The sequence below is a fragment of the Pseudovibrio sp. Ad13 genome (assembly GCF_001623225.1).
Lineage (GTDB): Bacteria > Pseudomonadota > Alphaproteobacteria > Rhizobiales > Stappiaceae > Pseudovibrio.
Genome location: NZ_LMCC01000005.1, coordinates 366,479 through 391,794, shown reverse-complemented (window position 1 = coordinate 391,794; position 25,316 = coordinate 366,479). Strand labels below are relative to the sequence as shown.

General features: G+C 52.2%; 19 protein-coding genes. 11 read left to right on the top strand and 8 right to left on the bottom strand.

Annotated features, from left to right (window positions below):
• Window positions 1-12: 12 nt before the first annotated feature.
• Both PsAD13_RS08575 and PsAD13_RS08570 read right to left on the bottom strand, forming a co-directional pair.
• Window positions 13-1,032: an MDR family oxidoreductase gene (locus PsAD13_RS08575; RefSeq protein ID WP_063317876.1), complete on the bottom strand. Its 1,020-nt coding sequence runs from the start codon at window positions 1,030-1,032 to the stop codon at window positions 13-15.
• Between the two features lie 107 nt (window positions 1,033-1,139).
• A complete protein-coding gene (locus tag PsAD13_RS08570; protein WP_063317875.1) occupies window positions 1,140-2,402 on the bottom strand; it encodes an MFS transporter in 1,263 nt (420 codons plus the stop codon).
• Window positions 2,403-2,720: 318 nt separating this feature from the next.
• Here PsAD13_RS08570 and PsAD13_RS08565 point away from each other — a divergent pair, with 318 nt between their 5' ends.
• The 4 genes from PsAD13_RS08565 (at window position 2,721) to nadC (ending at window position 7,453) form a co-directional block, all read left to right on the top strand.
• Complete coding sequence (locus tag PsAD13_RS08565; protein ID WP_063317874.1) at window positions 2,721-3,413, top strand: hypothetical protein; 693 nt, start codon at window positions 2,721-2,723, stop codon at window positions 3,411-3,413.
• Window positions 3,414-3,726: 313 nt separating this feature from the next.
• The gene (gene nadA / locus PsAD13_RS08560; protein WP_063317873.1) at window positions 3,727-4,848 is read left to right on the top strand and encodes a quinolinate synthase NadA; all 1,122 of its coding nucleotides are present in this window, start codon (window positions 3,727-3,729) and stop codon (window positions 4,846-4,848) included.
• Between the two features lie 107 nt (window positions 4,849-4,955).
• The gene (locus PsAD13_RS08555) at window positions 4,956-6,590 is read left to right on the top strand and encodes an L-aspartate oxidase (protein WP_063317872.1); all 1,635 of its coding nucleotides are present in this window, start codon (window positions 4,956-4,958) and stop codon (window positions 6,588-6,590) included.
• Window positions 6,587-7,453, top strand: coding sequence for a carboxylating nicotinate-nucleotide diphosphorylase (gene nadC / locus PsAD13_RS08550; protein ID WP_063306576.1), 867 nt, complete (start codon window positions 6,587-6,589; stop codon window positions 7,451-7,453). Before PsAD13_RS08555 ends, nadC begins: the two co-directional genes overlap by 4 nt.
• A gap of 504 nt (window positions 7,454-7,957) precedes the next feature.
• Here the strand turns inward: nadC and PsAD13_RS08540 are convergent.
• Complete coding sequence (locus PsAD13_RS08540; protein WP_063317871.1) at window positions 7,958-9,637, bottom strand: electron transfer flavoprotein-ubiquinone oxidoreductase; 1,680 nt, start codon at window positions 9,635-9,637, stop codon at window positions 7,958-7,960.
• A gap of 390 nt (window positions 9,638-10,027) precedes the next feature.
• On the opposite strand from PsAD13_RS08540, the gene PsAD13_RS08535 reads away from it, so the two are divergent.
• The 3 genes from PsAD13_RS08535 to PsAD13_RS08525 all read left to right on the top strand — a co-directional run bounded on the left by PsAD13_RS08535 (window position 10,028) and on the right by PsAD13_RS08525 (window position 12,358).
• Window positions 10,028-11,029, top strand: a complete 1,002-nt coding sequence (locus PsAD13_RS08535) for a uracil-DNA glycosylase (RefSeq protein ID WP_208986497.1) — start codon at window positions 10,028-10,030, stop codon at window positions 11,027-11,029.
• 195 nt (window positions 11,030-11,224) lie between these two features.
• Window positions 11,225-12,085, top strand: a complete 861-nt coding sequence (locus PsAD13_RS08530) for a S49 family peptidase (RefSeq protein WP_063293850.1) — start codon at window positions 11,225-11,227, stop codon at window positions 12,083-12,085.
• A 72-nt stretch (window positions 12,086-12,157) separates the two neighbouring features.
• Window positions 12,158-12,358 carry a hypothetical protein gene (locus PsAD13_RS08525; RefSeq protein ID WP_208860103.1) on the top strand — a complete coding sequence of 67 codons (201 nt, stop codon included), beginning with the start codon at window positions 12,158-12,160 and terminating at the stop codon, window positions 12,356-12,358.
• Window positions 12,359-12,444: 86 nt separating this feature from the next.
• Here the strand turns inward: PsAD13_RS08525 and PsAD13_RS08520 are convergent, their stop codons facing one another.
• Window positions 12,445-14,070, bottom strand: a complete 1,626-nt coding sequence (locus PsAD13_RS08520) for an FAD-binding protein (RefSeq protein WP_063317869.1) — start codon at window positions 14,068-14,070, stop codon at window positions 12,445-12,447.
• 291 nt (window positions 14,071-14,361) lie between these two features.
• On the opposite strand from PsAD13_RS08520, the gene PsAD13_RS08515 reads away from it, so the two are divergent.
• The 3 genes from PsAD13_RS08515 to glyS all read left to right on the top strand — a co-directional run bounded on the left by PsAD13_RS08515 (window position 14,362) and on the right by glyS (window position 20,287).
• Window positions 14,362-15,318, top strand: a complete 957-nt coding sequence (locus PsAD13_RS08515; RefSeq protein WP_063317868.1) for a glycine--tRNA ligase subunit alpha — start codon at window positions 14,362-14,364, stop codon at window positions 15,316-15,318.
• Window positions 15,319-15,567: 249 nt separating this feature from the next.
• Window positions 15,568-17,844 carry a glycoside hydrolase family 3 C-terminal domain-containing protein gene (locus tag PsAD13_RS08510; protein WP_063317867.1) on the top strand — a complete coding sequence of 759 codons (2,277 nt, stop codon included), beginning with the start codon at window positions 15,568-15,570 and terminating at the stop codon, window positions 17,842-17,844.
• Between the two features lie 205 nt (window positions 17,845-18,049).
• Window positions 18,050-20,287, top strand: coding sequence for a glycine--tRNA ligase subunit beta (glyS, locus tag PsAD13_RS08505; RefSeq protein ID WP_063317866.1), 2,238 nt, complete (start codon window positions 18,050-18,052; stop codon window positions 20,285-20,287).
• Between the two features lie 62 nt (window positions 20,288-20,349).
• Here glyS and PsAD13_RS08500 read toward each other — a convergent pair whose 3' ends face one another.
• Window positions 20,350-21,261 (bottom strand): LysR substrate-binding domain-containing protein, encoded by a 912-nt coding sequence (locus PsAD13_RS08500; protein WP_063317865.1) that lies wholly within the window; start codon window positions 21,259-21,261, stop codon window positions 20,350-20,352.
• 108 nt (window positions 21,262-21,369) lie between these two features.
• Here PsAD13_RS08500 and PsAD13_RS27765 point away from each other — a divergent pair, with 108 nt between their 5' ends.
• Window positions 21,370-21,540 carry a hypothetical protein gene (locus tag PsAD13_RS27765; protein WP_162531840.1) on the top strand — a complete coding sequence of 57 codons (171 nt, stop codon included), beginning with the start codon at window positions 21,370-21,372 and terminating at the stop codon, window positions 21,538-21,540.
• A 24-nt stretch (window positions 21,541-21,564) separates the two neighbouring features.
• Here the strand turns inward: PsAD13_RS27765 and PsAD13_RS08495 are convergent, their stop codons facing one another.
• From PsAD13_RS08495 to PsAD13_RS08485, 3 genes are all read right to left on the bottom strand, one after another.
• A complete protein-coding gene (locus tag PsAD13_RS08495) occupies window positions 21,565-22,059 on the bottom strand; it encodes an Mpo1-like protein (RefSeq protein ID WP_057464857.1) in 495 nt (164 codons plus the stop codon).
• A 120-nt stretch (window positions 22,060-22,179) separates the two neighbouring features.
• A complete protein-coding gene (locus PsAD13_RS08490) occupies window positions 22,180-24,504 on the bottom strand; it encodes an NADP-dependent malic enzyme (RefSeq protein WP_063302413.1) in 2,325 nt (774 codons plus the stop codon).
• Between the two features lie 118 nt (window positions 24,505-24,622).
• Entirely contained in the window at window positions 24,623-25,303 is a 681-nt protein-coding gene (locus PsAD13_RS08485; RefSeq protein WP_063317864.1) for a ceramidase domain-containing protein, read from the bottom strand.
• Between the last annotated feature and the right edge of the window lie 13 nt (window positions 25,304-25,316).

The window sequence follows — 25,316 nt, the reverse complement described above, 5'->3', positions numbered from 1 at the left end:
CTTGTTGTAGCGTTACTCGACTTCCACGATGGTACGACCGCGTACTTGCCCTTTGAGCAGCTTTGCAGCGCGTTCTTCAACATCTGCCAGCTTTATGGTCTCAGACAGAGTGTCCAGCTTGGCAAGATCGAGATCCTGCACCAGTCGGCGGTAAGCCTGCTCACGCAGGGCCATAGGCGCCATAACGGAATCCACGCCGAGCAGAGCTACACCGCGCAGAATGAACGGCATGACAGATGCTGGCAGGTCCATGCCCTGCGCCAGACCACACGCAGCAACAGCACCGCCGTAGTTGGTCTGTGCCAGCAGGTTTGCAAGTGTATGACTGCCCGCGACATCAACCGCCCCAGCCCAGCGTTCCTTGCCGAACGGTTTGCCTTTTTCGACCAGCTCAGCCCGATCAAGCACTTCTGTTGCACCGAGGCTCTTGAGGAAGTCAGCTTCCTCGGTGCGCCCTGTGAAGGCGATAGTCTCGAAGCCGAGTTTGGACAGCAGGCTGATGGCAACGGACCCAACACCACCAGATGCGCCGGAGACTGCGATTGGTCCGTGGGCCGGTGTCAGGCCATATTTTTCCAGCGCCATAACGCAGAGCATGGCTGTGTAACCTGCGGTGCCAATGGCAGCTGCGCGGGCGGCAGAGATTTCTTCCGGGCGATGCAGAAGGCACTCGGACTTCAAGCGGGCGACTTGCGCGTAGGCACCGGTGTGGACTTCACCAACACCATAGCCGTTGAGGAGGACCTGATCGCCCGGTTTGAAGCGGTCGCTTTCGCTGGTGAGCACTTCGCCAACGACGTCGATGCCCGGCACCATCGGGAACTTGCGGGTGATGCCCGGTGCGCCTGCGAGGGCCATCCCATCTTTGTAGTTGATGGTGGTGTGCGTGACTTTGACTGTCACGTCTCCTGCAGAGAGCTGATCAACACTGACTTTGTTCCACTTGGCAGGCAGTGGCTTGCGGCCGCTTTCATCTGCTTCAATCCAGAGGGCATCAAACTCGCTCATAGCCAATCCTTCTCGCCAATTCATGTTGCATGAAAGCTGGCAGAAGGAGGGCCATAAGGCAAGAAAATAACGCTAGGCAATATTCCGGTGTAACACACTGACAAACCTAGCTAGTTCACCCAATAGGCGTCTTACGCAGGCTTGGCGACCAGACGCCCTGCAGTGGCGGACTGTTCGCGGATTGGCCAGTGCACGATGGCTGCGAAAATGCCGAGTGCGATTCCGAGCCACCAGATAGCATCGTAGTTTCCGCTGCGCTCATAGAGCACACCGCCCAGATATACTCCCAGGAAAGATCCGATCTGGTGAGAGAAGAACACGATGCCGAACAGCGTTCCCATATAACGTGGGCCGAACATGACAGCGACAAGCCCTGACGTTGGCGGGACGGTGGAGAGCCACAGGATGCCCATGGTGGCTGCGAAGATCAGTGTCGACATCTCTGAGATTGGTAGTGTGATGTAAAGCGTGATGGCGATGGCACGGGCAATATAGATGAATGACAGCAAGTATTGTTTCGGAACGCGTGACCCCAACACACCGGAGGACATGGAGCCAACAATGTTGAACAGGCCGATCAAAGCCAGCGCCCATGCACCGACGGAAACGTCAAAACCCTGATCCACGATGAAGGTCGGCATGTGCACGGTGATGAACGCCACGTGGAAACCACAGACGAAGAAGCCGAAGACCAGCAGGATGTAATCTCTGGTTTTGAAGGCCAGACTCAATGTTTGAGAAAGGGTCATGCTGTCCTGCGGGTTGGCAGAGTTGCCAGCAGCTGGAGCTGCGGAACGACCGCGCAGGATATAAGCGAACAGGGGTACTATGGCGACGACAGCAGCCATATAGATCAGCGCGCTGGACCAGCCATAGTTTTCGATCAGGCCCAGGCCCAGCGGTGCAAAGAGAAACTGGCCGAAAGAGCTGGCAGCTGTGCCCATACCAAAGGCGATGCCGTGGTATTGGGGCTGAACAGACCGCGCGAAGGCAGCCAAAACAAGCGAGAAGGATGTGAAGGCGACACCCAGACCGATCAAAACACCTGCGGAGACCTGCAGTAAGAGTGGCGTGTCTGACAGGCTCATAAGATAGAGGCCGATAGCGTAGATGATCGCGCCGAGTACCAGAGTTCTCCCTGTGCCGAATTTATCTGCCATCATCCCAGCGAAAGGTTGTGCAGCACCCCAAACGAGGTTTTGAAGTGCCAGCGCAAAGGCAAACACATCCCTGCCCCAGCCAAACTCTGAGGACATAGGCGTCAGGAACAATCCAAGGGTTGCCCGTGGTCCAAACGAGAGAATGCCGATGATACATCCGCTGATGATTATAAGCGGGACGTTGGGGCCGCGCCGGACAGAGGATTGGTTCTCGACCTGGGTCGCTTGAGACATGCAATTTCCTTTCCTGCATCCGGCAGAGAGTTTCGGCCAGACGCTGGACCAATGGTGTCCGTTTTTCGCTGAGCAGCGGGGAATAATCAGGTTTAATCTAATTTTCCGTTCTGCAATAATTGAAATTACTTAGGTCATCCATCAGCAATTGGAATGAGTCTTTATCCCTAAGGCATTTTGCTGGAAAACTTTCTCTGATCAAATGCAGGCATATGTGAGAATACTAATATATTTCAAAATGCTAGCGAAACTGGCGGAGTCGCTTGACTTTGATTTGGGTCCTGACCTAATTCCCCCGTCAACATTTAGGGGCCGACCATGACCTACTCATTTTCTTTCGGAAAAACACTCGCTGCAGGCCTGCTTGCCTTTGCTGTAAGCGCACCTTTGGCAGCTTCTGCGCAGGACGATGTGCAGAGCCAAGCTGAGCTGACTGCACGCATTGAAAAGCATGCACCTGCCAAAGAGCTTTACATCAAGGACCGCCCAATCCTCGGCTGGAAGATTACTGGCGACACACTGGCAGACCTGCCAGAAGCGATCCGTGGCCCGTTGGGTTCTGTAGATTCCACCAGCTACGATGATGCTTACATCGCCAAGAACGTTGGTTCTGTGGTTGCGTTGCAAATGAGCAAGACCGGCCCTGATTTTTACATAATTGGCAAAGAGACGTTCACCTCCAAGTACGAGATGGTTGGTCTGGAAGAAGTCGCTGCCAAAAACACCCGCCTTGTAAAGCGTTTGGATATGGCTCCGGAAGTTCTTGCGCTGTTTAATGCAAAAGACGCAGGCCTGACGGGAGCACTGAAGACCGTTCCCGTTGAGATGGTTCGCATGTCTGCCATCGGTTATGCCCCAGCTGCTGAAGTGATCATTCAATCTCCATGGGGCACACAGACCAAGCCTGCTGATCAGGATGGCTTCCTCGTGTTCGACAGCGGTGAAAACCAATACTACATGGTCAATCAGGGCGCTGATGGTAACCCATCCAGCTATGTCCCGGCCAGGTAAGAGCCCTTTTCTGCTCTCAAGTAATGTGAGCCCGGCGTTTCCTCTGATTAAGCGGAAATGTCGGGCTTTTCTCATTTGTACCCTGCAAATTTAGGAAATTAAGTGATTACTCAGTAAGGCTAAATCGAGCTTAAACGCAGCAATCATATGCATCCGGCAAAAGAATAGGTTGTCGACGCGAGGGAAGAGGTCTATAAAAACTCAAAATGAGCATAAGGGGTGGCACCGGCATTGTGGCCGTGTTTTTTTATAGACCCCTTATACTCACATTGAGTATAATCCGGTTCCAGGCCGGCAGAATAAGGGATAGCGCATGTCCGCCACGACTACATTCGCTGAAGCAGACAGCCTTGCTGTCAATGACATTACTGCCGGCATTGAGAGTGCTGCTGTTCAAGCTGGCGCACCAGCGCCCAAACAGTATGCCCCTTTGGAGCGTCCAGACCTTGCCTACACGCCTGAGATCGCAGAAGCGACAGCTGAGGCCTATGAGAAGGTAAAGGACTTCATTCCTGCGATTGAATGGGCTGCTCTTGCTCCGTTGATTTTTGCGATCAACAAAGTGAAGAAAGAGCGCGACGCCGTTATTCTGGCGCACAATTATATGACCCCGGATATCTTCCACGGCGTGGCTGATATTGTTGGCGACAGCCTGCAGCTGGCGAAAGAAGCTGCAAAGACTGAATCTCAGGTTATCGTTCAGTGCGGTGTGCACTTCATGGCTGAGACCTCCAAAATCCTGTCTCCGGAAAAAACCGTTTTGATCCCCGATATGGATGCAGGTTGCTCCCTTGCAGAATCCATCACAGGTGCAGATGTACGAAAGCTGCGTGAAGCCAATCCGGGCGTTCCGATCATCACATATGTAAACACCTCCGCCGATGTGAAGGCTGAGTGCGATATTTGCTGCACCTCTTCCAACGCAGTTCAGGTTGTTGAAGCCATGGGCACTGACAAGGTGCTGCTGATCCCTGATCAGTACCTTGCAGCCAACGTGAACAACCAGACTGATGTTGATGTGTTGACCTATGCCGGCTCATGCGAAGTGCATGAGCGCTTTACGGCGGAAGAGCTGCGCGACTACCGTGCCATTGACCCTGATGTGAAGATCATTGCGCACCCTGAGTGCCCGCCGGAAGTTGTTGCAGAAGCTGACTTTGCTGGTTCAACATCTCATATGATTGACTGGGTGAAGGACAACAGCCCTGAGAAGGTGATGATGATCACCGAGTGCTCCATGGCGGACAATGTTGCCTCCTCTACACCTGGTGTGAACTACATTCGCCCTTGCAACCTGTGCCCGCACATGAAGCGCATCACCCTCACCAAAATTTTGGACTGTTTGCTCGATATGTCTGGTGAAGTGATTGTTGATGAAAGTGTGGCGGATCGCGCTCGTGCCTCCGTAGAACGCATGATCAACTTGAAGAACTAGAGGCTTTCGTGTAGCTGGCATATTGAAAAGTCTTCAGTGCACCCTGCTGCCTTTAACGGCAGCGGGCCTTTTAGATCAGGTCCCCATAGTCTGGAATAATCTCTGAAATGTCTCAGTTCGGTTCTTCTCTCGCCCCTGCTGTTGCTCTGAACGGCGTGGATGATGTTGTTATCTTAGGTGGTGGCCTTGCTGGCCTGTTTTGCGCGCTCAAGCTTGCGCCGCGGCCAGTGACCATTGTGACCAACGCGCCCATTGGCGGTGGCACCTCTTCTGCATGGGCACAAGGCGGCATTGCTGCTGCTGTGGCCGAGGGTGATCACCACTCCGCCCACACGCAGGATACGCTGACGGCAGGTGACGGCATTTGCGAAGAAGCCATTGTTGAAGGCATGACCCGTGAAGCGTCTGACCGCATTCACGATCTGCTGGGCTATGGCGTACCCTTTGACAAAGACCTTGCTGGCAAGCTCGCTCTTTCCCGCGAAGCTGCCCACTCCAGCCACCGTGTTGTGCGTGTGCGTGGAGACATGGCTGGTGAAGCCATTATGCAGGCGCTTGTTGATGCGGCCTACAAGACGCCATCTATCCGCATCATCGAAGGGTACATTGGCTGTCAGCTGATCGCAGAAGGCCGGTATGTCACCGGTATTACTGCGCGTCGCCGTGGTGGGACGCAGCGCATTACCATTCCTGCAAAAGCTGTTGTGCTGGCCTCCGGTGGTGTTGGCCATCTTTATTCAACAACCACCAATCCAGGTGAAGCAAACGGACATGGCCTTGCGATGGCTGCCCGTGCAGGTGCGCTGGTTTCTGATGCCGAGTTTGTTCAATTCCACCCAACAGCTCTCAATGTTGAGCAGGACCCAGCCCCGCTTGCAAGTGAAGCAATCCGCGGTGATGGTGCGATCCTCATCAACAATGACGGTCACCGCTTTATGGATGGCATCCATCCTGATCTTGAGCTGGCCCCTCGTGATATTGTTGCGCGCGCGATCCATACAGAACTTGCGGCTGGCCGTGGTGCTTTCCTTGATTGCCGAGAAGCCATTGGGGCAAGCTTCCCTGAGCACTTTACCCGCGTTTATGCAGCCTGCGAGAAGGCTGGTATTGATCCGATCAATGGCCTGATCCCTGTTGCTCCGGCAGCGCATTATCACATGGGTGGTGTGCTGACCGATGCTTCTGGCCGGACCTCTGTCGACAACCTTTGGGCAGCTGGTGAAGTTGCGGCGACAGGGGCACATGGTGCCAACCGTCTGGCATCCAACTCTTTGCTTGAAGCTGTTGTGTTTGCAGGTCGCATTGCAGAAGACATTCAGGCCCTCATGCCGCATCACCGCGTGCATCATTGGGCTGAAATCGATGATGTTGATGATCAGGCCTCCACACGCAATCCGCAGGAACGTGCAGTCGTTTCCATGGTTCGTTCTGCCATGTCCCGCCATGTTGGTGTGGTTCGTGATGCAGAAGGGCTGACAAAGACGCTTGCACGGTTGCAGAACGCTGAGACGCTGTGCCGCCGCGACTCCATTCTCAACATGGTGATTGCAGCCAAGCTGATTACAGGGTCTGCTCTGCTTCGCGAAGAAAGCCGTGGCGGTCATTTCCGTTCTGACTTCCCGCAGAAGGCGGAGGCTGCCAAGCGCTCCTTTGTGAAGCTTGCACAAATTGAGAAGCTGGCAAACGAGGCTGCTGCCAGCGATGTTGGCCAGCAGGCTGTTGAAGAGGAAGATATGCTATGAGCCGTCCGTCTTCATTGCCCGAGCTTTCGTTGATCATGGTCGATGATGCCGTCAAAGCTGCTTTGCTTGAGGACTTTGGCCGCGCAGGTGACATAACCTCACAAGCGACTATTCCGGCTGATGCTGTTGCCACGGGTGTGATTGCGGCTCGTAAGGATGGCGTGCTGGCTGGCATTGATCTGGCTCTTTCCGCATTTCGTCAGGTTGATCCTACTCTCGATGTTACCGTGCTGGCGCAGGACGGGGATAAATTGGAGCCGGGTACCATCATCGCCCGCATTCACGGTCCCGCTCGTGCACTGCTGGAAGCGGAGCGTGTGGCCCTGAACTTTTTGAGCCATCTTTCAGGCATTGCGAGCGCTACGAACGCATTTCAACGCAAAATTTCACATACCAACGCAAAAGTGGTTTGCACCCGAAAAACCACTCCGGGACTGCGTAGTTTCGAGAAGTATGCGGTTCGCTGTGGCGGCGGTATGAACCACCGGTTTGGTCTGGATGATGCGATCCTGATTAAGGACAACCACATCGCCGTTGCAGGTGGTGTTGTCCCCGCGATTGAAAGCGCCCGCGCTTTTGCCGGACACCTTGTGCGCATTGAGGTTGAGGTGGATACACTCGATCAGCTGAAGGAAGCCCTCACAGCCAAACCTGATGTGGTGATGCTGGACAATATGGGGCCTGATCTTTTGAGGCAGGCGGTTGAGATCAACAAGGATCAAGCCGTACTGGAAGCCTCTGGCACGATTACGCTTTCGACCATTCAGGCGATTGCGGAAGCTGGCGTTGATATCATCTCCTCCGGCTGGATCACGCACTCAGCTCCTATTCTGGATCTTGGGCTCGATATTGAGATCGACTAGACGTTAGAGCGTTTGGCCTCTACAAAGTCAACTGCTCACTAGAGGCCCAACGTTTGCGATAAAAAACCGACCAAACAAGATTATTGCTGCGCATATTGCGAGATTAACTGCAGCTTTATTGGTGGCAGTATTCTTAATATTCAAATGATAGCAAATCTTATCCGTAAAAAACTGAAGAAAATTATATAACTTATTATCTTCTTCTTTCTTTTTAGAAATATTCTGAATATTCGCACCAAATGAGCACATAAAATAAAAGAATATAGCCATTAAAATGCTCACTACATAGAGAACAATGTAATTCATAATTTCTCTGCTTTGCTCTAGGCATTCTCACATCAGCGACAAAAGAAAAGGCACTTCTTATCAAGAAATATCCATCTTAGTCTCTCTTACGAGCTTAATGCTAATCATCAAGATAGGATTTTCTTCTACCTATTCACCATTAAAAATGGCCCGATCTGATGACCGGGCCTTTTTCTTGTTCTGATCTTATCCAACACCTTACATGTTTGGATAGTTCGGTCCGCCTGTGCCTTCCGGAACGGTCCAGGTTATGTTGCCGTTCGGGTCTTTGATGTCACAGGTCTTACAGTGAACGCAGTTTTGAGCGTTGATCTGGAAGCGGGGTGGTTCGCCGTTTTCTTCTACCCACTCATACACACCAGCGGGACAATAACGGTTCGACGGACCAGCGTAGACATCGTGCTCGGAAAGCTTCTGCAAAGTCTCGTCGCGCAGCTTCAGATGGATCGGCTGGTCTTCCTCGTGGTTGGTGTTGGAGAGGAAGACAGAGGACAGCTTGTCGAAGGAGATCTTCCCGTCTGGTTTCGGGTAATTGATCTTCTTGCATTCCTTCGCCGGCTTCAGGCTCGCAGCATCGGTTTTGCCGTGCTTCATGGTGCCGAAGAAAGAGAAGCCCATCAGCTCATTGGTCCACATGTCGAGGCCACCGAAGACCATGCCCAGCAAGCTGCCGAACTTGGTCTGCAATGGTTTTACATTGCGTACCTTCCAGAGATCCTTGCCGATTTCGGAATTGCGCCATGCGCCGTCGAACTGGTCCAACTCTTCGTGTGCTTCACCACGGCCCAGCGAGTCAACGACCATATCTGCAGCCAGAATGCCGGAGAGAACAGCGTTGTGAGAGCCTTTGATGCGCGGCACGTTGACGAAGCCAGCGGAACACCCGATGAGAAGTCCACCTGGGAAAGACAGCTTCGGTACGGACTGATATCCCCCTTCGGAGATGGCACGTGCACCGTACGAAATGCGTTTACCGCCTTCAAAGACGTCCTTTACACCCGCATGAGTTTTGAAACGCTGGAATTCGTCGAATGGAGAGATATACGGGTTCTGGTAGTTGAGGTTTACAACAAACCCAACCGCAACCTGATTGTCTTCCAGATGGTAGAGGAAAGACCCGCCCTGGGTTTTACCGTCCAGCGGCCAACCCATGGAGTGCTGAACCAGACCCGGTTTATGCTTGGATGGATCTACTTCCCACAACTCTTTGATACCAATACCGAATTTCGGATGGTCACTGTCGCGATCAAGGTCAAACTTGTCTACCAACGTCTTTGCAAGCGAGCCACGGACACCTTCGGCGATCAACGTGTACTTGCCGAGCAGCGCCATACCACGCATGTAGCCGTCTTTGTGAGACCCATCACGCGCAACGCCCATATCACCCGTTGCAACGCCGATCACCTTGCCGGAATCGTCGTAAAGCACTTCAGCTGCTGCGAAGCCTGGATAGATTTCCACGCCGAGCGCTTCTGCTCTTTCTGCGAGCCAGCGACAGACATTGCCCAGAGACACAATGTAATTGCCGTGGTTGCTCATGAGCTTCGGCATCAGGAAGTTTGGCAGACGAAGGGAACCTGCAGGGCCGAGCAGATTGAAATGGTCTGCTGTGACAGGTGTCTTGATCGGAGCACTCTCGTCTTCACGCCAGTTAGGGATCAGGCGATCAATGCCAATTGGATCAATCACGGCACCAGACAGAATATGAGCGCCAACTTCAGAGCCCTTTTCGAGCACGACGACGGAGATTTCCTCTCCCTTCTCCGCAGCCTGCTGCTTAATCCGGATTGCCGCTGATAGACCTGCAGGACCACCGCCTACAATCACAACGTCGAATTCCATGGATTCGCGCTCTGCCAGAGTTTCCCCTTCAGACATATTATTCTCCCTCTACACTTTATCCACTTCATTTCGCGTCAAATGATGTGGCAGCGCATTATTTTCCAGCACCTCAAGTGTCAAAACTTTATTTAGTCTCTGTGTAATTGAGCGGATACTATAGCGCAATGCGTTTTAAGGTGCATTCCGTCAGGTACCCCATCAAAAAATCTATCTACACCTTAAGGAATTATTGTAATTTCCCCAAGTTAACGTGAACCACTTTACACTGTTCCCCATTGAGTTAGCCCATTCTCGTTTTTCTATTGGACAGTTGCGCTTTCATAATGAATATAGGGCGGACTGGGCTGCTGCCCATCCATGGTGCATTGCAAAAGAGTTATTCCCTTTCGCCTGTGCCGACCTGTGTGCCACAACTAGTAAATGGCTATGTCTGAAGTTCCTGTCGCAAATGCCGCCGAGCTGGAGGCTTATCTGGAGTTTTTAAGCGCCGTCGGCGTCGACTGTGCGTTGGAAGATGCTCCAGTGGACCGCTTTGCGCAAACTCAGAGCCAGATGGAAAAGCAGGTGCAGAGCCGCCCTGCTCCGCAGCAGAACATCGCTCCAGTCAGCTCGTTCAGCCCACCAGAGCCAGCGCCATCACAGTCCAAAAACCTCAGTGTTTCACCTGCTGAAATGGCACGTAACCTGCGCGAGAATGGCGTCTCCGCAGATGCCAAGCAGGAAGCGAAGAAGATTCTGGAGCGGCAACGCGCTGCCAAGGAAGCAGCTATTACGACGTCTACACCAACTGCGGTGACAGACGCGAATGCTGTTATTCCGAATGCGGAAACAGTTGGTTCGGCCAGAACTGCCGCAGGTTCGGCGCAGTCACTTGATGAGCTACGGAAAATCCTTGCAGGGTTTGAGGGCTGTAATCTGCGACTGACAGCAAAGAACCTTGTGTTTGGGGATGGAAGTTCCAAAGCACGCATCATGTTTGTTGGGGAAGCTCCAGGACGCGAAGAGGACATTCAGGGCGTGCCATTCGTGGGGCGTTCGGGTCATCTGCTGGACCGGATGTTGAAAGCTGCCGGACTTGACCGGTCAATGGTTTACATTGCCAACGTGGTTCCATGGCGTCCACCGGGAAACCGTACCCCTACTCCGCATGAAACGGAAATTTGCCGTCCGTTCATTCAGCGGCAGATTGAGCTGGTTGATCCGGAGATTGTTGTTTTCCTCGGGGCGGCCTCTGCCAAGACGCTCAGCGGTGCCCGTGACGGTATTCGCAAGCTGCGTGGGAAATGGCTGAGCTATGGCGGCGAGGGTACTCAGCGCAAGGCGATCGCGACTTATCACCCTGCTTATCTTCTGCGCAGTCCTGCTGAGAAAAGATATGCCTGGCGAGACATGCTCCAGATTCGTGCCGAGCTTGAAACAACCGAGTAATCCCCACTGTTTTGATGAGGCTCTCTGAGTTCTCAAGGTGTAGATTTGTTATGAGGATCACACTGTTGCGTTTTATTGCGTAAATTGCCATTTCTTTTGGCAAAAGCTCTTCTCTCCTGATGATTGCTGCCTATATTGGATGAAGTTGGTTACCCCAACGACATACAAGTTATCGACGCAAAGGAGAATTTTGAGTTGTTGAACAAGCTGCGCAGCTACCTTCCGGGCAAATTGGGCAAAGTAAGACCTATCGTACCCGTCGTCCGTTTGCATGGTGCTATTGGTGCTGCATCTCCATTGAAATCAGGTTTGAACCTGAGCAGTGTTGAAGACGCGCTAGAAATAGCTTTCAGCTTTAAAGAAGCTCCGGCTGTTGCCTTGTCCATCAACTCACCTGGCGGTTCGCCGGTTCAATCTCATCTCATCTTCAAACGCATTCGTCAGCTGGCTGATGAAAACAACAAGCAAATTCTTGTTTTTGTAGAAGATGTTGCTGCATCTGGCGGCTACATGATTGCACTGGCTGGTGATGACATCATTGTTGATCCGTCCTCTATTGTTGGATCCATCGGTGTCGTATCTGCCGGGTTTGGCTTTACAGAGCTTCTGGAGAAAACCGGCGTCCAGCGCCGTGTTTATGCCAGCGGAGACAAGAAGGTCACGCTGGACCCGTTCTCACCGGAAGTTAAAGAGGACATTGAGCACCTCAAAACATTGCAGCACGAAATCCATGAGATGTTCATCGACATGGTGAAGAGCCGCCGCGGTGACGTGCTGAGCGATGACGAAAACCTATTTTCCGGCTTGTTTTGGACTGGAGCCAAAGCGCGTGATCTGGGCCTCGTAGATGGTCTGGGCGATCTTCACTCCACGATCCATGAACGGTACGGCAAAGAAACCAAAGTGAAATTTGTTGGCACCAAAAAGCGCTTTCTTAGCCGCTTTATTCCCGGTGCGAACCTTCAGGGAGGTCTGAATGAGGCTGCTGGCACATTGCCTGCTGCTACACTTGCTACCCTGGAAGAAAAAAGCCTTTGGGCAAAGTTTGGTCTTTAAGCAATCTCCATAGGATTGCCTAAATTGCCAGAAATAACAATGCTTCACATAAGTGATGGAAGGAAAATGCAGATGACTGAGGTATTAGGAACTGTTGCTTTGATTGCAGGTGGATATGCTCTTTACAAAGCCGTAAAGAAAGAAATTTCCAATATGGCATTCAAGAAACAGCCTGCCTATGCAACTGCTCGCAAGCGTCCGGTTGACCCAGCATATACGCGTCTGGTTGAAGATCCGGCCACTGGCAAATACCGCCCTGTAAGCAACTACTAAGAGCCCTGCTCTAGTCTTTGACTGACAGGTGCCCGCATGACGTTTGGTCTGCGGGCCTGGTGACGTGGTAATGTTGCACGTATTCCTTATTTAACAGGAATAGACTGCGCGCTAGCAAACCAGTTTTGCGGATTCCAGTTTGATTTTATTGCCCGCAGGTTTCGATCTGCCGGACCTGTATCGTAATTTTCCAGAAAATAGAGATACATGGCATGATCTATGCCGGGTGAGTTCTCCCCATTTACTCCCAAACATGAATCTGGATAGTTGAAATAACAACCGTCAACAATGTCGTCTGGATCGCTTCGTGGATCAGGGAATCCGCCATACTTGGCGTAAACGTCAGTATACATTTCGTTGATCCAGCCAACATGGGCTTTCTCAAGCTGCTTGTTATCCTGTCCAATTGCCGCATCATTGTCCCAATAGGTTTGGTATTGCAGTTTCATGATTGAGCTGCGTTGTGCGATTGGCGTTGTTGTGCTGGAGACCTGATTTATAGCACAGCCGTAACTGTCAATCTGGCACAGGCTCTGGCTCATATCGCTCAATGACACTCCATCCGGGACCTTCTGCAGATGCTCATGAAGCGCGGCGACCATGTCGTCAGTGAAGCCTTTCTTCATGTAAGCTGATTTGTATTTTCCAAACTGATTTGGACCGGAACCATTTGTGTTTTGAACACCTTCCAGAAACGTGAAACGGCGAAGCTGGGCCGTTGCACTCACAGGACTGATAGCCTTTGCAGTGCCGTGCCATGGATGCCCGTTTATGGGGCCCGGCTCGGTTGATAGTCTTGTTATCTCGCCCAGTGTTTTCTTCTGGTCTTTGATCCTGTCATTCAAATAGGCCTCATACTCCTGTCCTTGAACCCCGAGTGATGGGGCATCAAAATAATAGGATGCGAAAACCATTTTCCCAGCAGCAAGATGGTTCGCATGGAATATGCCAAAGCTGGGCCACTTGGATTTGTCGCCGTCCTGCCCTTCCTGTGAGAACTGGGTGAAGTTGTCCAATAGTTGCTTGAGGACAGGTTCTGTGATGAGCAGGTTTCCATTTTCATCCTGCCAATCAAATGAAAACGCGGTGGTGTAAAGATATTGCGGTGCTTTCGGAGTGTCCTGGAAATAGTAGCGGGTGATAATGCCGAAGTTTCCTCCACCACCGCCACAGATCGCCCAGAACAGATCCGGGTGGTTCACAGGAGAAACTTTCTCATAGAGTTCAGGCGTTGGAGCCCCTTGAGGCATGATCACCACGTCCACTGCAGACAGGTAATCAACGGTCAATCCAAATGCGCGGGAAAAGAGACCATACCCTCCGCCAGTGATGTGCCCGCCTAGTCCAACTGAATAGCAGCTGCCCGCTGGCAATGTGGTATCAAACATGTTGTTTAACATGCGATACATATCCCAGTTTCCAAAGCCGACATCGATGTAATACCCGTAGTTTGGATCACTGCCCACACCACATAGCCCGGTCAGATCGATGATGTATTTTGTGCCCGCATTGTAGACGAAGTTCTCATAGCAGTGGCGACCACAGGTAATTTGCAGTTCGCCTGCCTTTGCTCCTGACGCAATCACCTCTCTCCAAGCGGCTGTTACTTCTGCAGCTGAGGCAGGGGCGTAGACGCGTTTCAGACTTGGCGCATACCAGCGGCGGTCAAATCCTTGACGATCACTCAGAACAGGCAGGCGGGACATCACCATCGGTACGCTCTCCAGCTTTTATGCAGACTACAATGACCCTGCCACTAAATAAGCTTTTTCCCGGGCTCAATATCCTTGATATTGTGGGGTATGGGCCTGCGCCGAAACACAGCTGCGTTTCCGGAAATGAGCATGAGAAGAGTAATCCGCCTTACTCCCCGTCTTTTTCACAAAATATCTTTGATTTTTCAGGAATGCTTGACCTTCCCTGTTTGACGTGGCACCTGTGCCTCAACTTGGATTTTGCGCCGTTTCGGTGCAGTACATTTTGGATTTTCAGGAAACACTCCCATGTCTAGTGAAGCCGTTCCGGCACATATGCAGCCAACCAAGTCCTTTCAGGGTCTCCTCATGACTCTCCAGAGATTCTGGGCCGATCAGGGCTGCGTTATTGTGCAGCCATATGACATGGAAGTCGGCGCGGGCACTTCCCATCCATCAACAACACTGCGTTCGCTTGGACCTCGTCCATGGAAAGTGGCGTATGTGCAGCCATCTCGCCGTCCTACCGATGGTCGCTATGGCGAAAATCCAATGCGCTTGCAGCACTACTATCAGTTTCAGGTTATGCTGAAGCCTTCTCCTGCGAACCTTCAGGAGCTATATCTGGCTTCCTTGCGTGCAATCGGCATTGATACAGAAATCCATGACATTCGCTTCGTTGAGGATGACTGGGAGAACCCGACACTTGGCGCATGGGGCCTTGGTTGGGAATGCTGGTGTGACGGCATGGAAGTTTCTCAGTTCACATACTTCCAACAAGTAGCTGGTTTTGAATGTAAGCCAGTTGCTGGTGAGTTGACTTATGGTCTTGAGCGCATTGCCATGTATGTTCAGGGTGTCGACAATGTTTACGACCTGAACTTCAATGGCCTTGAAGGCGACGAGAAGGTTACTTATGGCGATGTGTTCTTGCAGGCCGAGCAGGAATATTCCCGTCATAACTTCGAGCATTCCGACACTGAAATGCTGTTCCGCCACTTTGCGGATCATGAGCGCGAGTGTAAGCGTCTGCTGGCAGCAAGCGCAGAAGCGATGGAGAAAGCTGGCGATAGCCTGCAGAAGGTTGTTATGCCTGCTTATGACCAGGCGCTTAAATGCTCCCACGTGTTCAACCTGCTTGATGCGCGCGGTGTCATTTCCGTAACCGAGCGGCAGAGTTATATTCTGCGTGTGCGTGAACTTTCCAAAGCTTGTGGTGCAGCCTTCCTGCAGACCGAAGCTGGTGGTGTGGGCTACAAAGGCTAGTCACAGCCTACATGATGCTTTTTAAGTGCCGGGGCAGAAATGCCTCGGCATTTTTTGTTGTTACTCGCTCTGCACTTCGACTCCTTGAAAGATGCCTGCTGATAATCAGTAGGTTTTCAGGACTGCAATCAAACGGATATTTTCAGAAGCGATATCCTGTTTGATTTGCAAATCACTCCCCCGTTGCCAGCTGCCTGCGTATCTATGCGCTGATCCAAATTGGGGTGCATTCGCGGAGTTCTCTGTTCCATGACTGTCGAAAGTACCGAAGCGCACGAAGATGGCACTGCAGCAGCCTCTTCCATCCCTCCACCTGAGATGACTGCTCAACCTTCATCCACGCAAAACCTGAGTGATGAGCAGATCGCCAGAGCGATTGTTTCGCGGTTGAGCCGTGATGACAAACTGGCCATGCGAGACGGTGATCAGGCCTTCTGGCCGGGCGTTCGGGACATGATGAAGAGCGGCTCTCAATCCAGTCCGTGGGCAGCGGGGGCGTTACCAGAGCATCACTTGCCAGGTGTTCATTACACAGAAGGCTCACGCGGGATCGTGCTGAAGGGTGCCACAACGTTTCCTACAGTGATTGCAAGAGCGGCAACCTTTGACCCTGAGTTGGAAGAACGGATTGGCGCAATAATTGGATATGAGATGCGCGCCTTTGGTGGCACGTTGTTTGGGGGCGTGCCACTTAACCTGATGCGCCATCCGGCATGGGGACGAGCACAGGAATCCTATGGTGAAGACAGCTTCCTGATCGGTGCAATGGGCTCAGCCCTCGTTCGCGGTGTTCAACAACATGGCATGGCATGCATCAAAAACTTTGCTCTGGCATCCATGGAACACTCCAAGCTTTCCCTCAATGTTACAGTGGGACAGCGAGCACTCTATGAGGTGTATCTTCCTCACTTCAGGAAGGCGGTTGAGGCAGGTGCAGCGGCTGTTATGACGTCCTACAGTTCCATCAATGGCGAGCTTTGCGGACACAACAAAGAGCTTCTCACCCAACTGCTGAAAACAGATTGGGGGTTTAAGGGGTTTGTGCTGAGTGACTTCCTGTTCGGCATACGCAATGCGAGGGAGGCTGCTCTTGCCGGCATGGATCTGGAGATGCCGTTCCAACTGCACTTTCACCAGCACCTGTCGGAACTGATTGATGATGGAGAGATCTCCGAGGCAGCATTGGATGACGCCTGTTACAGGCTTATTTTGCAACAGCTCCGAGTGCTGCGGAAAGGCCATTACGAGAAGACCCGCGTTGGCTGCGCTGAATTTAGATCTGTTGCGCAGGAGGCCGCTGAGAAGTCGACTGTGCTCCTGAAGAACGAAGGTGGATTTCTACCTCTTAAGGACATTCAAAGTATTGGTGTTATTGGGCGTTTGGCGAGTGTGGCTAATACAGGCGACAAAGGAACGAGTGATACACAGCCGACACATATAACCACGCCGCTCGCAGGCCTTCGTTCCTACTACAAACACAAGATCGACATCTGGCAGGACAGAGGCCAGAACATCAATCGCGCCCTCCAGATCGCAAAACGAGCGGATGCCGTTGTGCTGGTGGTCGGGAATGACCACAGCTGTGAAGGTGAATGGGTCTCCGCTGATCTGGCAGCACGCTTTCATGAGGTTCTTCCTCAACCTCGGAACCGCGAAGAAGCGAAGATTGCCTCTCAATTTTTACGCGCATTTGGTGGTGGAGGTTCTGCGGGCAAACCTCAAGAGTCCGGAGGAGTTGAAGACGGTTATGGTTCCGGCGACAGGCAGAGCCTTCGTCTGCCTCCGCACGATGTTGAATTGATTAAGCAGGTCTGTGCGGCAAATTCCAACTGTGTCGTGGTTGTTATGGGTGGCGGCACTATTTTGATGAACGAATGGCAAGATAAACCTGCTGCCATCTTGCTGCATTGGTATCCAGGTATGGAGGGAGGAACTGCACTTGCCCGAATTCTATCCGGCGAAGTCTCCCCCAGTGGCAAGCTGCCGTTTGTCATCCCAAGGCGAGAGAGTGACCTGCCTGACTTTGATCGCAATGCGCGTAAAGTGATCTATGACCTTTGGCATGGATACAGAAAACTGGACAAAGATGATGTCACACCGGCGTATCCTTTCGGGTTTGGTCTGAGCTACTCTCAATTCCATTATTCGGAACTTGTTGTTACACCTCCTGATGAGCTCCTTACTGGTAGCATTGAGGTTCAGTTCTCCATCGCCAATATCGGGCAAGTTGAGGCGGAAGAAGTTTCGCAAGTATATATTGCCCCTAAAGGATCCGCAGTAGAACGCGCTAAACAGGAGCTGAAGGGCTTCCAGCGTCTTCGTATTCCAGCAGGTGAAAGCAGGCAGGTGACTGTCTCCATCCCGATTGAGGAGCTTGCGATATTTGATAGTGAACGCAACCAGATGGTGGTTGAACGCATCGTCTACAATGTGGTCGTGGGCAGCTCCAGTCAGGATCCCAACAGCCTGCGACTGGAGCTCAACCTGTTTGGCGAACTCAATGAAACTACTGAGGAACCTGCGTAGACGGGCTTAGATTATCTCAGCACCACAAAGTCTGATGCAATGCAGCTGTTCACACCCCTGTTGATTGGTTGTGCCCGGCTGATGTTTTTTGCTCAATTACGGTTCCGCGCTGCCTATTGGGGGTGACAATGCCCTTGAGTATTGCTAGGCACTATCCACCTTAGAAATTCGCGATTGATTGACCAGTTAAAGGCGTCGTTCACCAATGCCAGATCTTCTCCTCGAACTCTTTAGCGAGGAAATTCCTGCCCGCATGCAGCGTCGTGCGGCTGAGGATTTGAAATCCCTCCTGACCAATGCTCTTGTTGATGCAGGTGTAACCTATGAAGGCGCGAAGGCTTATGCCACTCCACGCCGCCTGACCCTGCACATTGCTGGATTGCTTGCAGGCTCCAAAGCAACCCGTGAAGAGCGGAAGGGCCCGCGCGTTGGCTCGCCTGAGAAAGCATTGGCCGGATTCCTGCGTGGCGCAGGCCTTTCTTCTATTGACGACGCTGAGATTCAAAATGACCCGAAAAAGGGTGATTTTTACGTCGCTGTTATCGAAAAGCCAGGCCGCAAGACCGAGGATATTGTTGCTGACGTGATGCCAGACATCATTCGCAACTTCCCTTGGCCGAAATCTCAGCGCTGGGGTTCTGGCAGCTTGCGTTGGGTTCGCCCGCTGCATTCAATCGTTTGTACCTTTGGCCCAGAGACTGAAGAGCCAGAAGTTATTCCGTTTGAAGTTGATGGCATCAAATCAGGTCAGACCACTTATGGTCACCGCTTTATGGCACCTCAGGCAATCGAAGTGCGCCGCTTGGAAGACTATATGTCCAAGCTGGAAGCTGCCAAGGTTGTGCTTGATGCGGACCGCCGCAAAGACATCATCGATGTAGATGCGAAAAACGCGGCTATGGCGCTTGGTCTTGAACTGGTTGAAGATGCTGGCCTTCTTGACGAAGTATCCGGCCTCAACGAGTGGCCGACCGTGCTTATCGGTTCCTATGACGAGAGCTTCCTTCAGCTGCCTGACGAAGTCATTCAGCTCACCATTAAGGTGAACCAGAAGAACTTCGTGCTGAGCGATCCAGCCACATCTCGCCTCTCCAACAAGTTTGCATTGACTACGAATATCGTTGCAAAAGATGGTGGTACCAAGATCATTGCTGGTAACGAAAAGGTTGTTTCTGCACGCCTTGCCGACGCAAAATTCTTCTGGGAAACGGACCTGAAAACCAAGCTGGACAGCAACGTCTCCAAGCTGCAGGACATCGTGTTCCACGAGAAGCTGGGCACTGTGGCTGCCCGTGTTGATCGCCTTGAGCGTCTTGCTGCGGAAATCGCTCCACTTGTTGGTGCTGATATCGAGCAGACTAAGCGTGCTGCACGTCTTGCGAAAGCTGACCTCGTTTCTGCAATGGTTTTCGAGTTCCCTGAGCTGCAAGGCCTGATGGGTCGCTACTATGCAGAAGCACAGGGCGAAGATGCTGCTGTTTCTCAGGCGATTGAAGATCACTACAAGCCAGCTGGCGCGTCTGATGATGTACCAGTATCACCTGTTTCCATCGCTGTTGCTTTGGCAGACAAGCTGGACATTCTTGCTGGCTTCTGGGCAATCGACGAGAAACCAACCGGATCCAAAGATCCGTTTGCGCTGCGCCGTGCTGCTTTGGGTGTTATTCGCCTTGTGTTGGAAAACGACCTGCGCCTGCCACTGCGTGATGTTCTGGTTCAGAGCCTGCGCCGCAACCTTGCAGACATTGCAGCTGCACGCGGTGAAAGTGCACTGTCCGATCTTCCATTCATCGGCAAAGGCAAAACCGGCGAAGGCGTTGTTAAAGACATCTTCTCCATGGTTTCCAAAGCGGCTGACGTGGTGCTGGCAAACGTTTCCGACAAGATCCCTGAGACCTCTCTGGAATCAGGTCTGATGGATGATCTGCTCAGCTTCTTTGCAGACCGCATGAAGGTGGTTCTGAAAGACAAAGGCGTGCGTCATGATCTGGTTGACGCGGTTCTGGCTCGTGGTGGTCAGGATGATATCAATCTGATCGTGAAGCAGGCAGAAGCTCTTGCTGGATTGCTGGGCAGCGAAGACGGCGTCAACCTGCTGGCAGGTTACAAGCGTGCCGCGAACATTCTGCGTGCGGAAGAGAAGAAGGACGGCAAGGCCTTTACAGGCAAGCCTGATGCTGCTCTGCTGGAAGAACAGGCAGAAAAAGACTTGGCAGCTGCGCTGGATAGCGTTCTGGTTGAAATCAAGCCGCTGCTTGATGCTGCTGACTTCTCCGCTGCAATGGCTGCTCTTGCCAAACTGCGCGGTCCTGTTGACGGCTTCTTTGACGACATCCACGTGAATGCTGAAAAACCGGAGGTTCGCGAGAACCGTCTGAAGATCCTGTCAGAAATTCGTGCAGCTGTTCATCAGGTCGCTGATTTCTCAAAGATCGCTGGCTAAGCTGACACCATAAGACATTTTAAAGCCCGGAACTCTGCTGAGTTACCGGGCTTTTTATTTGATTAGACTTTGACAGCTTTTTCGTACTCAACCGCCGTTTGTGCGATTTCTTCTTTCAGCCAATCCCGCAGCTTGCGAACACTGGGGCTGCGCAAGGCCCCTTCCCTGCAGATGAACCAGTAGGATCGTCCTGTTGAACAGCGGTGACCGAACGGGATCTTCAACTGACCTTGCTTCACAGCATTGGCGACCAGCGTATCCCAGCCCAAGAACACGCCGTGACCAGCAATTGCAGCGTCCATGCAGAGCGATGCATTGGAGAAGCCATGACCTCTTGGAAGCTGGCTTTCTTTGAGACCAAACGGGGCCAGCCAGTCGCTCCAACGGTAATAGGAGTTATAGTCGCGGATGATCACTTCATTCAGAAGAACCCGTGGCTCTTTGAGGCGCTCTGCGATCTCAGGAGAGCAGACCGGATAGATGAAGTGCTCACACAAGCGCTCTGAGTAAACATCATCAGGCGCTCGTTTATGGACGCGGACACAGGCGTCTACGTCGGAGTGATTGAGGTTTACCAACTGGTCGTTGGCATCCAGCCTGAGATTGATGTCCGGATTGGCTTTCATGAAGCTACTCAAGCGCCAGACCAGCCATTTCTCAGCCAACAGCGGAGCTACAGATAGAAAGAGGCTTTCTTCTCTATCCCGGTCTGCCAATGCGACAGCCTCTGAGATTTGCTTGAGGCCTGATGTGAGCTCGTGACAAATCTCGGCGCCAAGGCTGGTCAGCTTCAATCCGCCTGTCTCTCGAGTGAACAGCGGGCGGCCCAACTGATGCTCGGTTTTGTGCAGTTGCTGGCTAACGGCGCCGGACGTAATGCCCAACTCTTCAGCCGCATTTTTCAGGGAGCCCAAGCGCCCGACGGCTTCAACAACGCGAAGGCCAGCGAGGCTGACTTGATTGAGATTTTTCATCGAGGACAGTTCCGAGCAGTAAATCTAAACCGGGGTTTAGTTATTCCAGATAGCACTTGCAATGCAATTGACGCATTGTCGCTCCATCAAATCACAAAGGAAATGACAATGAAAAATCTTTTTAAAGATCTGTTGCGCGGAAAATCTCCCCGAAAGACCAAAGCAGCTGCAGGCTCAAAGCCTTATTGTGCTGACCCACTTTCACACCCTGCTCTTCAGCGGATGGATACGCGCGAAATTGGTGATGTTTACATCAACCCAGAAAAAACGCTGCCTTAAGAGCAGCGTTTTTTATTTTGTCCCTCAATACGGGATGCCAATCTTTTTAAAAATGAAATGCATGAGCCAGGCAGGTCCAACCAACAGGAACTGCAGATCTTTAAAGAAAGACGGCTTTTTCCCCTCAATATGATGGCCGATAAACTGGCCGACCCAAGCAATCACAAACACTGCCAATGCTGTCTGCCAGAGTGGGATGCCAAGCCCAAACTGCTGATAAGTCATGTTAATCCAGATCATCAATGCTGAGAAAACGGCCATGCCGATTGCCAGCGTGATGGACAATGACAGGTAGTAGATGATCGATAGCCCCAGCCCGATCGTGCACCAGTTCAGCCACGGTGAGATGTTCGACAACCCGATCGGTGTTGGAACAGACCACAGCAGTGCGGTTACCGTCCAGAAAATGACCGGCACACAGATCCAGTGAATGGCTTTGTTTTTGTGATTTTGGTGGCTTTCGCCGTACTCGCCCAGCAGGCGATCAATGCGACGCCCGGTTGCTTCTGAAAAGCTCATACTACCCTCCCCGTAATATCAAGCGGTATCAATGCAATCAGCATGCCGTAAGGGGAAGGTATTTTCAAGCTGACAAAACTTCGGCGGGCATATTAACCAGTGCCCGCCGAAGGAGTTGTTTTAGCTATGTGGTGCCAGGCAAACGCCTGCATTTTGCTTACGACATTGTGCATCAACAGCTGAAAGTGCTGTCATATTTACGATGCCGCGTGAGGTCACGGATGGCGTGATGATGTGAGCGGTTTTCTTCGCACCCAGCAAAATTGGACCAACATGAAGCGCGTCTGTCATTGCTTTGATGAGGTTCAATGCGATGTTGGAGGCATCCAGAGTTGGGAACACCAGCAGGTTCGCAGGACCGGAGATATGCGCATCTGGCATGTAACGTTTCAGGATTTCCGGCTTCAACGCAGCATCACCATGCATTTCACCTTCAGCTTCCAGCTCTGGCAGCTGTTTCCAAACCATCTGCAGGGCTTCCCGCATCTTGTTGGAGGTTTCTGACGGACGGGAGCCGAAGTTGGAGTGGGACAGCAGCGCAACACGCGGTGTGATACCAAAGCGCTTGATCTGCTCAGACGCCAGATGTGTGATCTCTGCGATCTCTTCAGCGGATGGACACTCAGTGACATAAGTATCTGCAAGGAAGTACGCACCGCTGGAGTTGATCAGCAGTGAGAGTGTTGAGAAATCCGTTACACCTTCGGAACAACCAATGATGTTGTTGATGTCACGCAGATGCTTGTCAAAGCGGCCTTCGAGGCCTGTGATCAGCGCATCAGCTTCTTCTCTATGCAACGCCAGAGCACCAATGACAGTGGAGTTTGTACGCACCATCGTTCTGGCAGCTTCCGGCGTTACGCCTTTACGGCCAACCAGTTGTACCAGTGTATCAACATAGGAACGGTAGCGTGGATCGTCTTCCGGGTTCACAAACTCAAAATCTGTGCCCGGACGGATACGCAGGCCGAAGCGCTCACAACGGTTTTCCAGAACCTGCGGACGACCAATGAGGATTGGTGTCGCGAGGCCTTCTTCCAGCACCACCTGAGCGGCTCGCAGCACGCGTTCGTCTTCACCATCAGCATAGATAACGCGCTGCTTATCTGCCTTTGCCTGCGCGATGATTGGCTTCATCACCATACCGGAGCGGAACACGAAGCGGTTCAGCTTATCCATGTAGGCGTCGAAGTCTTCGATCGGGCGGGTTGCAACGCCAGTTTCCATGGCAGCTTTTGCAACAGCAGGGGCAATGCGCAGGATCAGGCGGTTATCGAACGGGGATGGAATGAGGTAGTTCGGGCCGAATGTGTGGGTGACACCGCCGTAGGCTTTGGCCACCACATCGGTTGGTTCTTCCCGTGCCAGAGCGGCAATTGCCTCAACAGCAGCCAGCTTCATTTCCTCGTTGATGGCCGTTGCGCCAACGTCCAGAGCACCGCGGAAGATGTATGGGAAGCAGAGGACGTTATTCACCTGGTTCGGGTAATCCGAACGGCCTGTACACATGACCACATCGTCACGAACAGCCAGTGCATCTTCAGGCATAATTTCCGGGTTCGGGTTGGCAAGGCCCATCACCAGAGGACGTTTTGCCATCTTGGCGACCATCTCTGGCTTCAGCACGCCAGCTGCGGACAGGCCGATGAAGACGTCAGCGCCTTCGATGATATCATCCAGCGTGCGCTTGTCGGTTTTCTGCGCAAATACGGATTTCCATTCATCCATAAGGGCTTCGCGGCCCTCATAAACAACACCCTCGATGTCAGAAACCCAGATGTTCTCGCGCTTTACACCGGAGGACACCAGCAGGTTAAGGCAAGCCAACGCTGCGGCGCCCGCGCCGGAAGCGACGACTTTAATCTCATCCAGCTTTTTGCCGGAGAGCTCCATGCCATTGCGCACCGCAGCTGACACGATGATCGCGGTACCGTGCTGATCATCATGGAAAACCGGGATATTCATTCTTTCACGCAGGCGTTTCTCGATCTGGAAACACTCTGGCGCTTTAATGTCTTCCAGGTTGATGCCGCCGAAGGTTGGCTCCAAAACGCCAACTGCATCAACGAACTTATCAACGTTGGTCTCGTCGACTTCGATGTCGAATACATCAATGCCAGCGAACTTTTTGAAGAGGACAGCCTTACCTTCCATCACCGGCTTGGATGCCAGAGGACCAATCGCGCCTAAACCCAGAACCGCGGTACCATTGGAGATGACACCAACAAGGTTTTGACGTGCGGTATAGTCAGCCGCTTTTGACTCATCCTTATGGATTGCCAAACACGGAGCAGCCACACCCGGAGAATAGGCAAGCGCCAAATCTCGCTGGTTTCCCAATGGCTTAGTTGCCTGAATTTCCAATTTACCCGCGCGCGGATACTCATGGTAAAAGAGCGCTTGTTCATCGAGTTCGCCGGAGGTAGGGCGTTTTTTGTCCGTCATCGTCTATTCTTGCCTGACCGAGTGAATGAGCGGCTCGCCACCGGGAATCACTATGACTTCCGGTTCAGATGTCGCAGTTTTGCAAAACCTAGACCATCGCCTAGGATTTTGCAGTATCTCAATACGTCTTAAAGCGTATAAATGCGCGAATTAGAATAAGCAAAACAATTGCATTCAAAATATGCCACAAGGAATGTGTTCCAACTGGCAAAATCGAGCAAATTGGTTCGTCCAAAATCCGGAAACTCATAGAAAGTGCGAAGACCACGCCTGCGGCCAACAAAGCGTTGGATGTTTGCCTGTTTTTGCTGCGGGTCAGGCCTGCAAAAAGCAGGATTGCGAGGAGTGCTGGGAAGTAGCCAGCGGTGGATCCGAGTATCCCCTCAAACAGCCTTGGGCCAAATGCCATTGCCCCAAAGAACAGCAGCGTTGCACCCAGTGATATCAAGAGGTTGGCACCCATATATCGACGCGTGACAAGGTAGAAGTAAACCAGCATGAAGATCGCAATCGGGATGACATCAGCCAGCATAGACCAGAAGGTTGCGAAGGTGTGGAACAGGAACGACCCGATCCCAATTATGGTCAGCAGAGCGATGAGAACCAAAGCTGCGTTATCTTGTGTGTTGGTTTGCGTTGAATGCGTTTTTTTTTCGCTGCTGTGTGCGTTCAACCAGATTTGAAGGGCAATCAGCGCGGCAATGATAAAAGCAGCGTTGCTCACTGCATTGAGTGGCTCAGACCAGAATGCAGCGGAGGTGCGCTCGCAGTATTGGTTCAGGTGTCGATTCCAATCCATGAGCCCTCCAAGC

What these genes read in the sequence shown, in the direction of transcription:
- PsAD13_RS08575 (WP_063317876.1), bottom strand. Translation starts at nt 1,032, where the DNA reads ATGAATTGGCGAGAAGGATTGGCTATGAGCGAGTTTGATGCCCTCTGG.
- PsAD13_RS08570 (WP_063317875.1), bottom strand. Translation starts at nt 2,402, where the DNA reads ATGTCTCAAGCGACCCAGGTCGAGAACCAATCCTCTGTCCGGCGCGGC.
- PsAD13_RS08565 (WP_063317874.1), top strand. Translation starts at nt 2,721, where the DNA reads ATGACCTACTCATTTTCTTTCGGAAAAACACTCGCTGCAGGCCTGCTT.
- nadA (WP_063317873.1), top strand. Translation starts at nt 3,727, where the DNA reads ATGTCCGCCACGACTACATTCGCTGAAGCAGACAGCCTTGCTGTCAAT.
- PsAD13_RS08555 (WP_063317872.1), top strand. Translation starts at nt 4,956, where the DNA reads ATGTCTCAGTTCGGTTCTTCTCTCGCCCCTGCTGTTGCTCTGAACGGC.
- nadC (WP_063306576.1), top strand. Translation starts at nt 6,587, where the DNA reads ATGAGCCGTCCGTCTTCATTGCCCGAGCTTTCGTTGATCATGGTCGAT.
- PsAD13_RS08540 (WP_063317871.1), bottom strand. Translation starts at nt 9,637, where the DNA reads ATGTCTGAAGGGGAAACTCTGGCAGAGCGCGAATCCATGGAATTCGAC.
- PsAD13_RS08535 (WP_208986497.1), top strand. Translation starts at nt 10,028, where the DNA reads ATGTCTGAAGTTCCTGTCGCAAATGCCGCCGAGCTGGAGGCTTATCTG.
- PsAD13_RS08525 (WP_208860103.1), top strand. Translation starts at nt 12,158, where the DNA reads ATGACTGAGGTATTAGGAACTGTTGCTTTGATTGCAGGTGGATATGCT.
- PsAD13_RS08520 (WP_063317869.1), bottom strand. Translation starts at nt 14,070, where the DNA reads ATGGTGATGTCCCGCCTGCCTGTTCTGAGTGATCGTCAAGGATTTGAC.
- PsAD13_RS08515 (WP_063317868.1), top strand. Translation starts at nt 14,362, where the DNA reads ATGTCTAGTGAAGCCGTTCCGGCACATATGCAGCCAACCAAGTCCTTT.
- PsAD13_RS08510 (WP_063317867.1), top strand. Translation starts at nt 15,568, where the DNA reads ATGACTGTCGAAAGTACCGAAGCGCACGAAGATGGCACTGCAGCAGCC.
- glyS (WP_063317866.1), top strand. Translation starts at nt 18,050, where the DNA reads ATGCCAGATCTTCTCCTCGAACTCTTTAGCGAGGAAATTCCTGCCCGC.
- PsAD13_RS08500 (WP_063317865.1), bottom strand. Translation starts at nt 21,261, where the DNA reads ATGAAAAATCTCAATCAAGTCAGCCTCGCTGGCCTTCGCGTTGTTGAA.
- PsAD13_RS27765 (WP_162531840.1), top strand. Translation starts at nt 21,370, where the DNA reads ATGAAAAATCTTTTTAAAGATCTGTTGCGCGGAAAATCTCCCCGAAAG.
- PsAD13_RS08495 (WP_057464857.1), bottom strand. Translation starts at nt 22,059, where the DNA reads ATGAGCTTTTCAGAAGCAACCGGGCGTCGCATTGATCGCCTGCTGGGC.
- PsAD13_RS08490 (WP_063302413.1), bottom strand. Translation starts at nt 24,504, where the DNA reads ATGACGGACAAAAAACGCCCTACCTCCGGCGAACTCGATGAACAAGCG.
- PsAD13_RS08485 (WP_063317864.1), bottom strand. Translation starts at nt 25,303, where the DNA reads ATGGATTGGAATCGACACCTGAACCAATACTGCGAGCGCACCTCCGCT.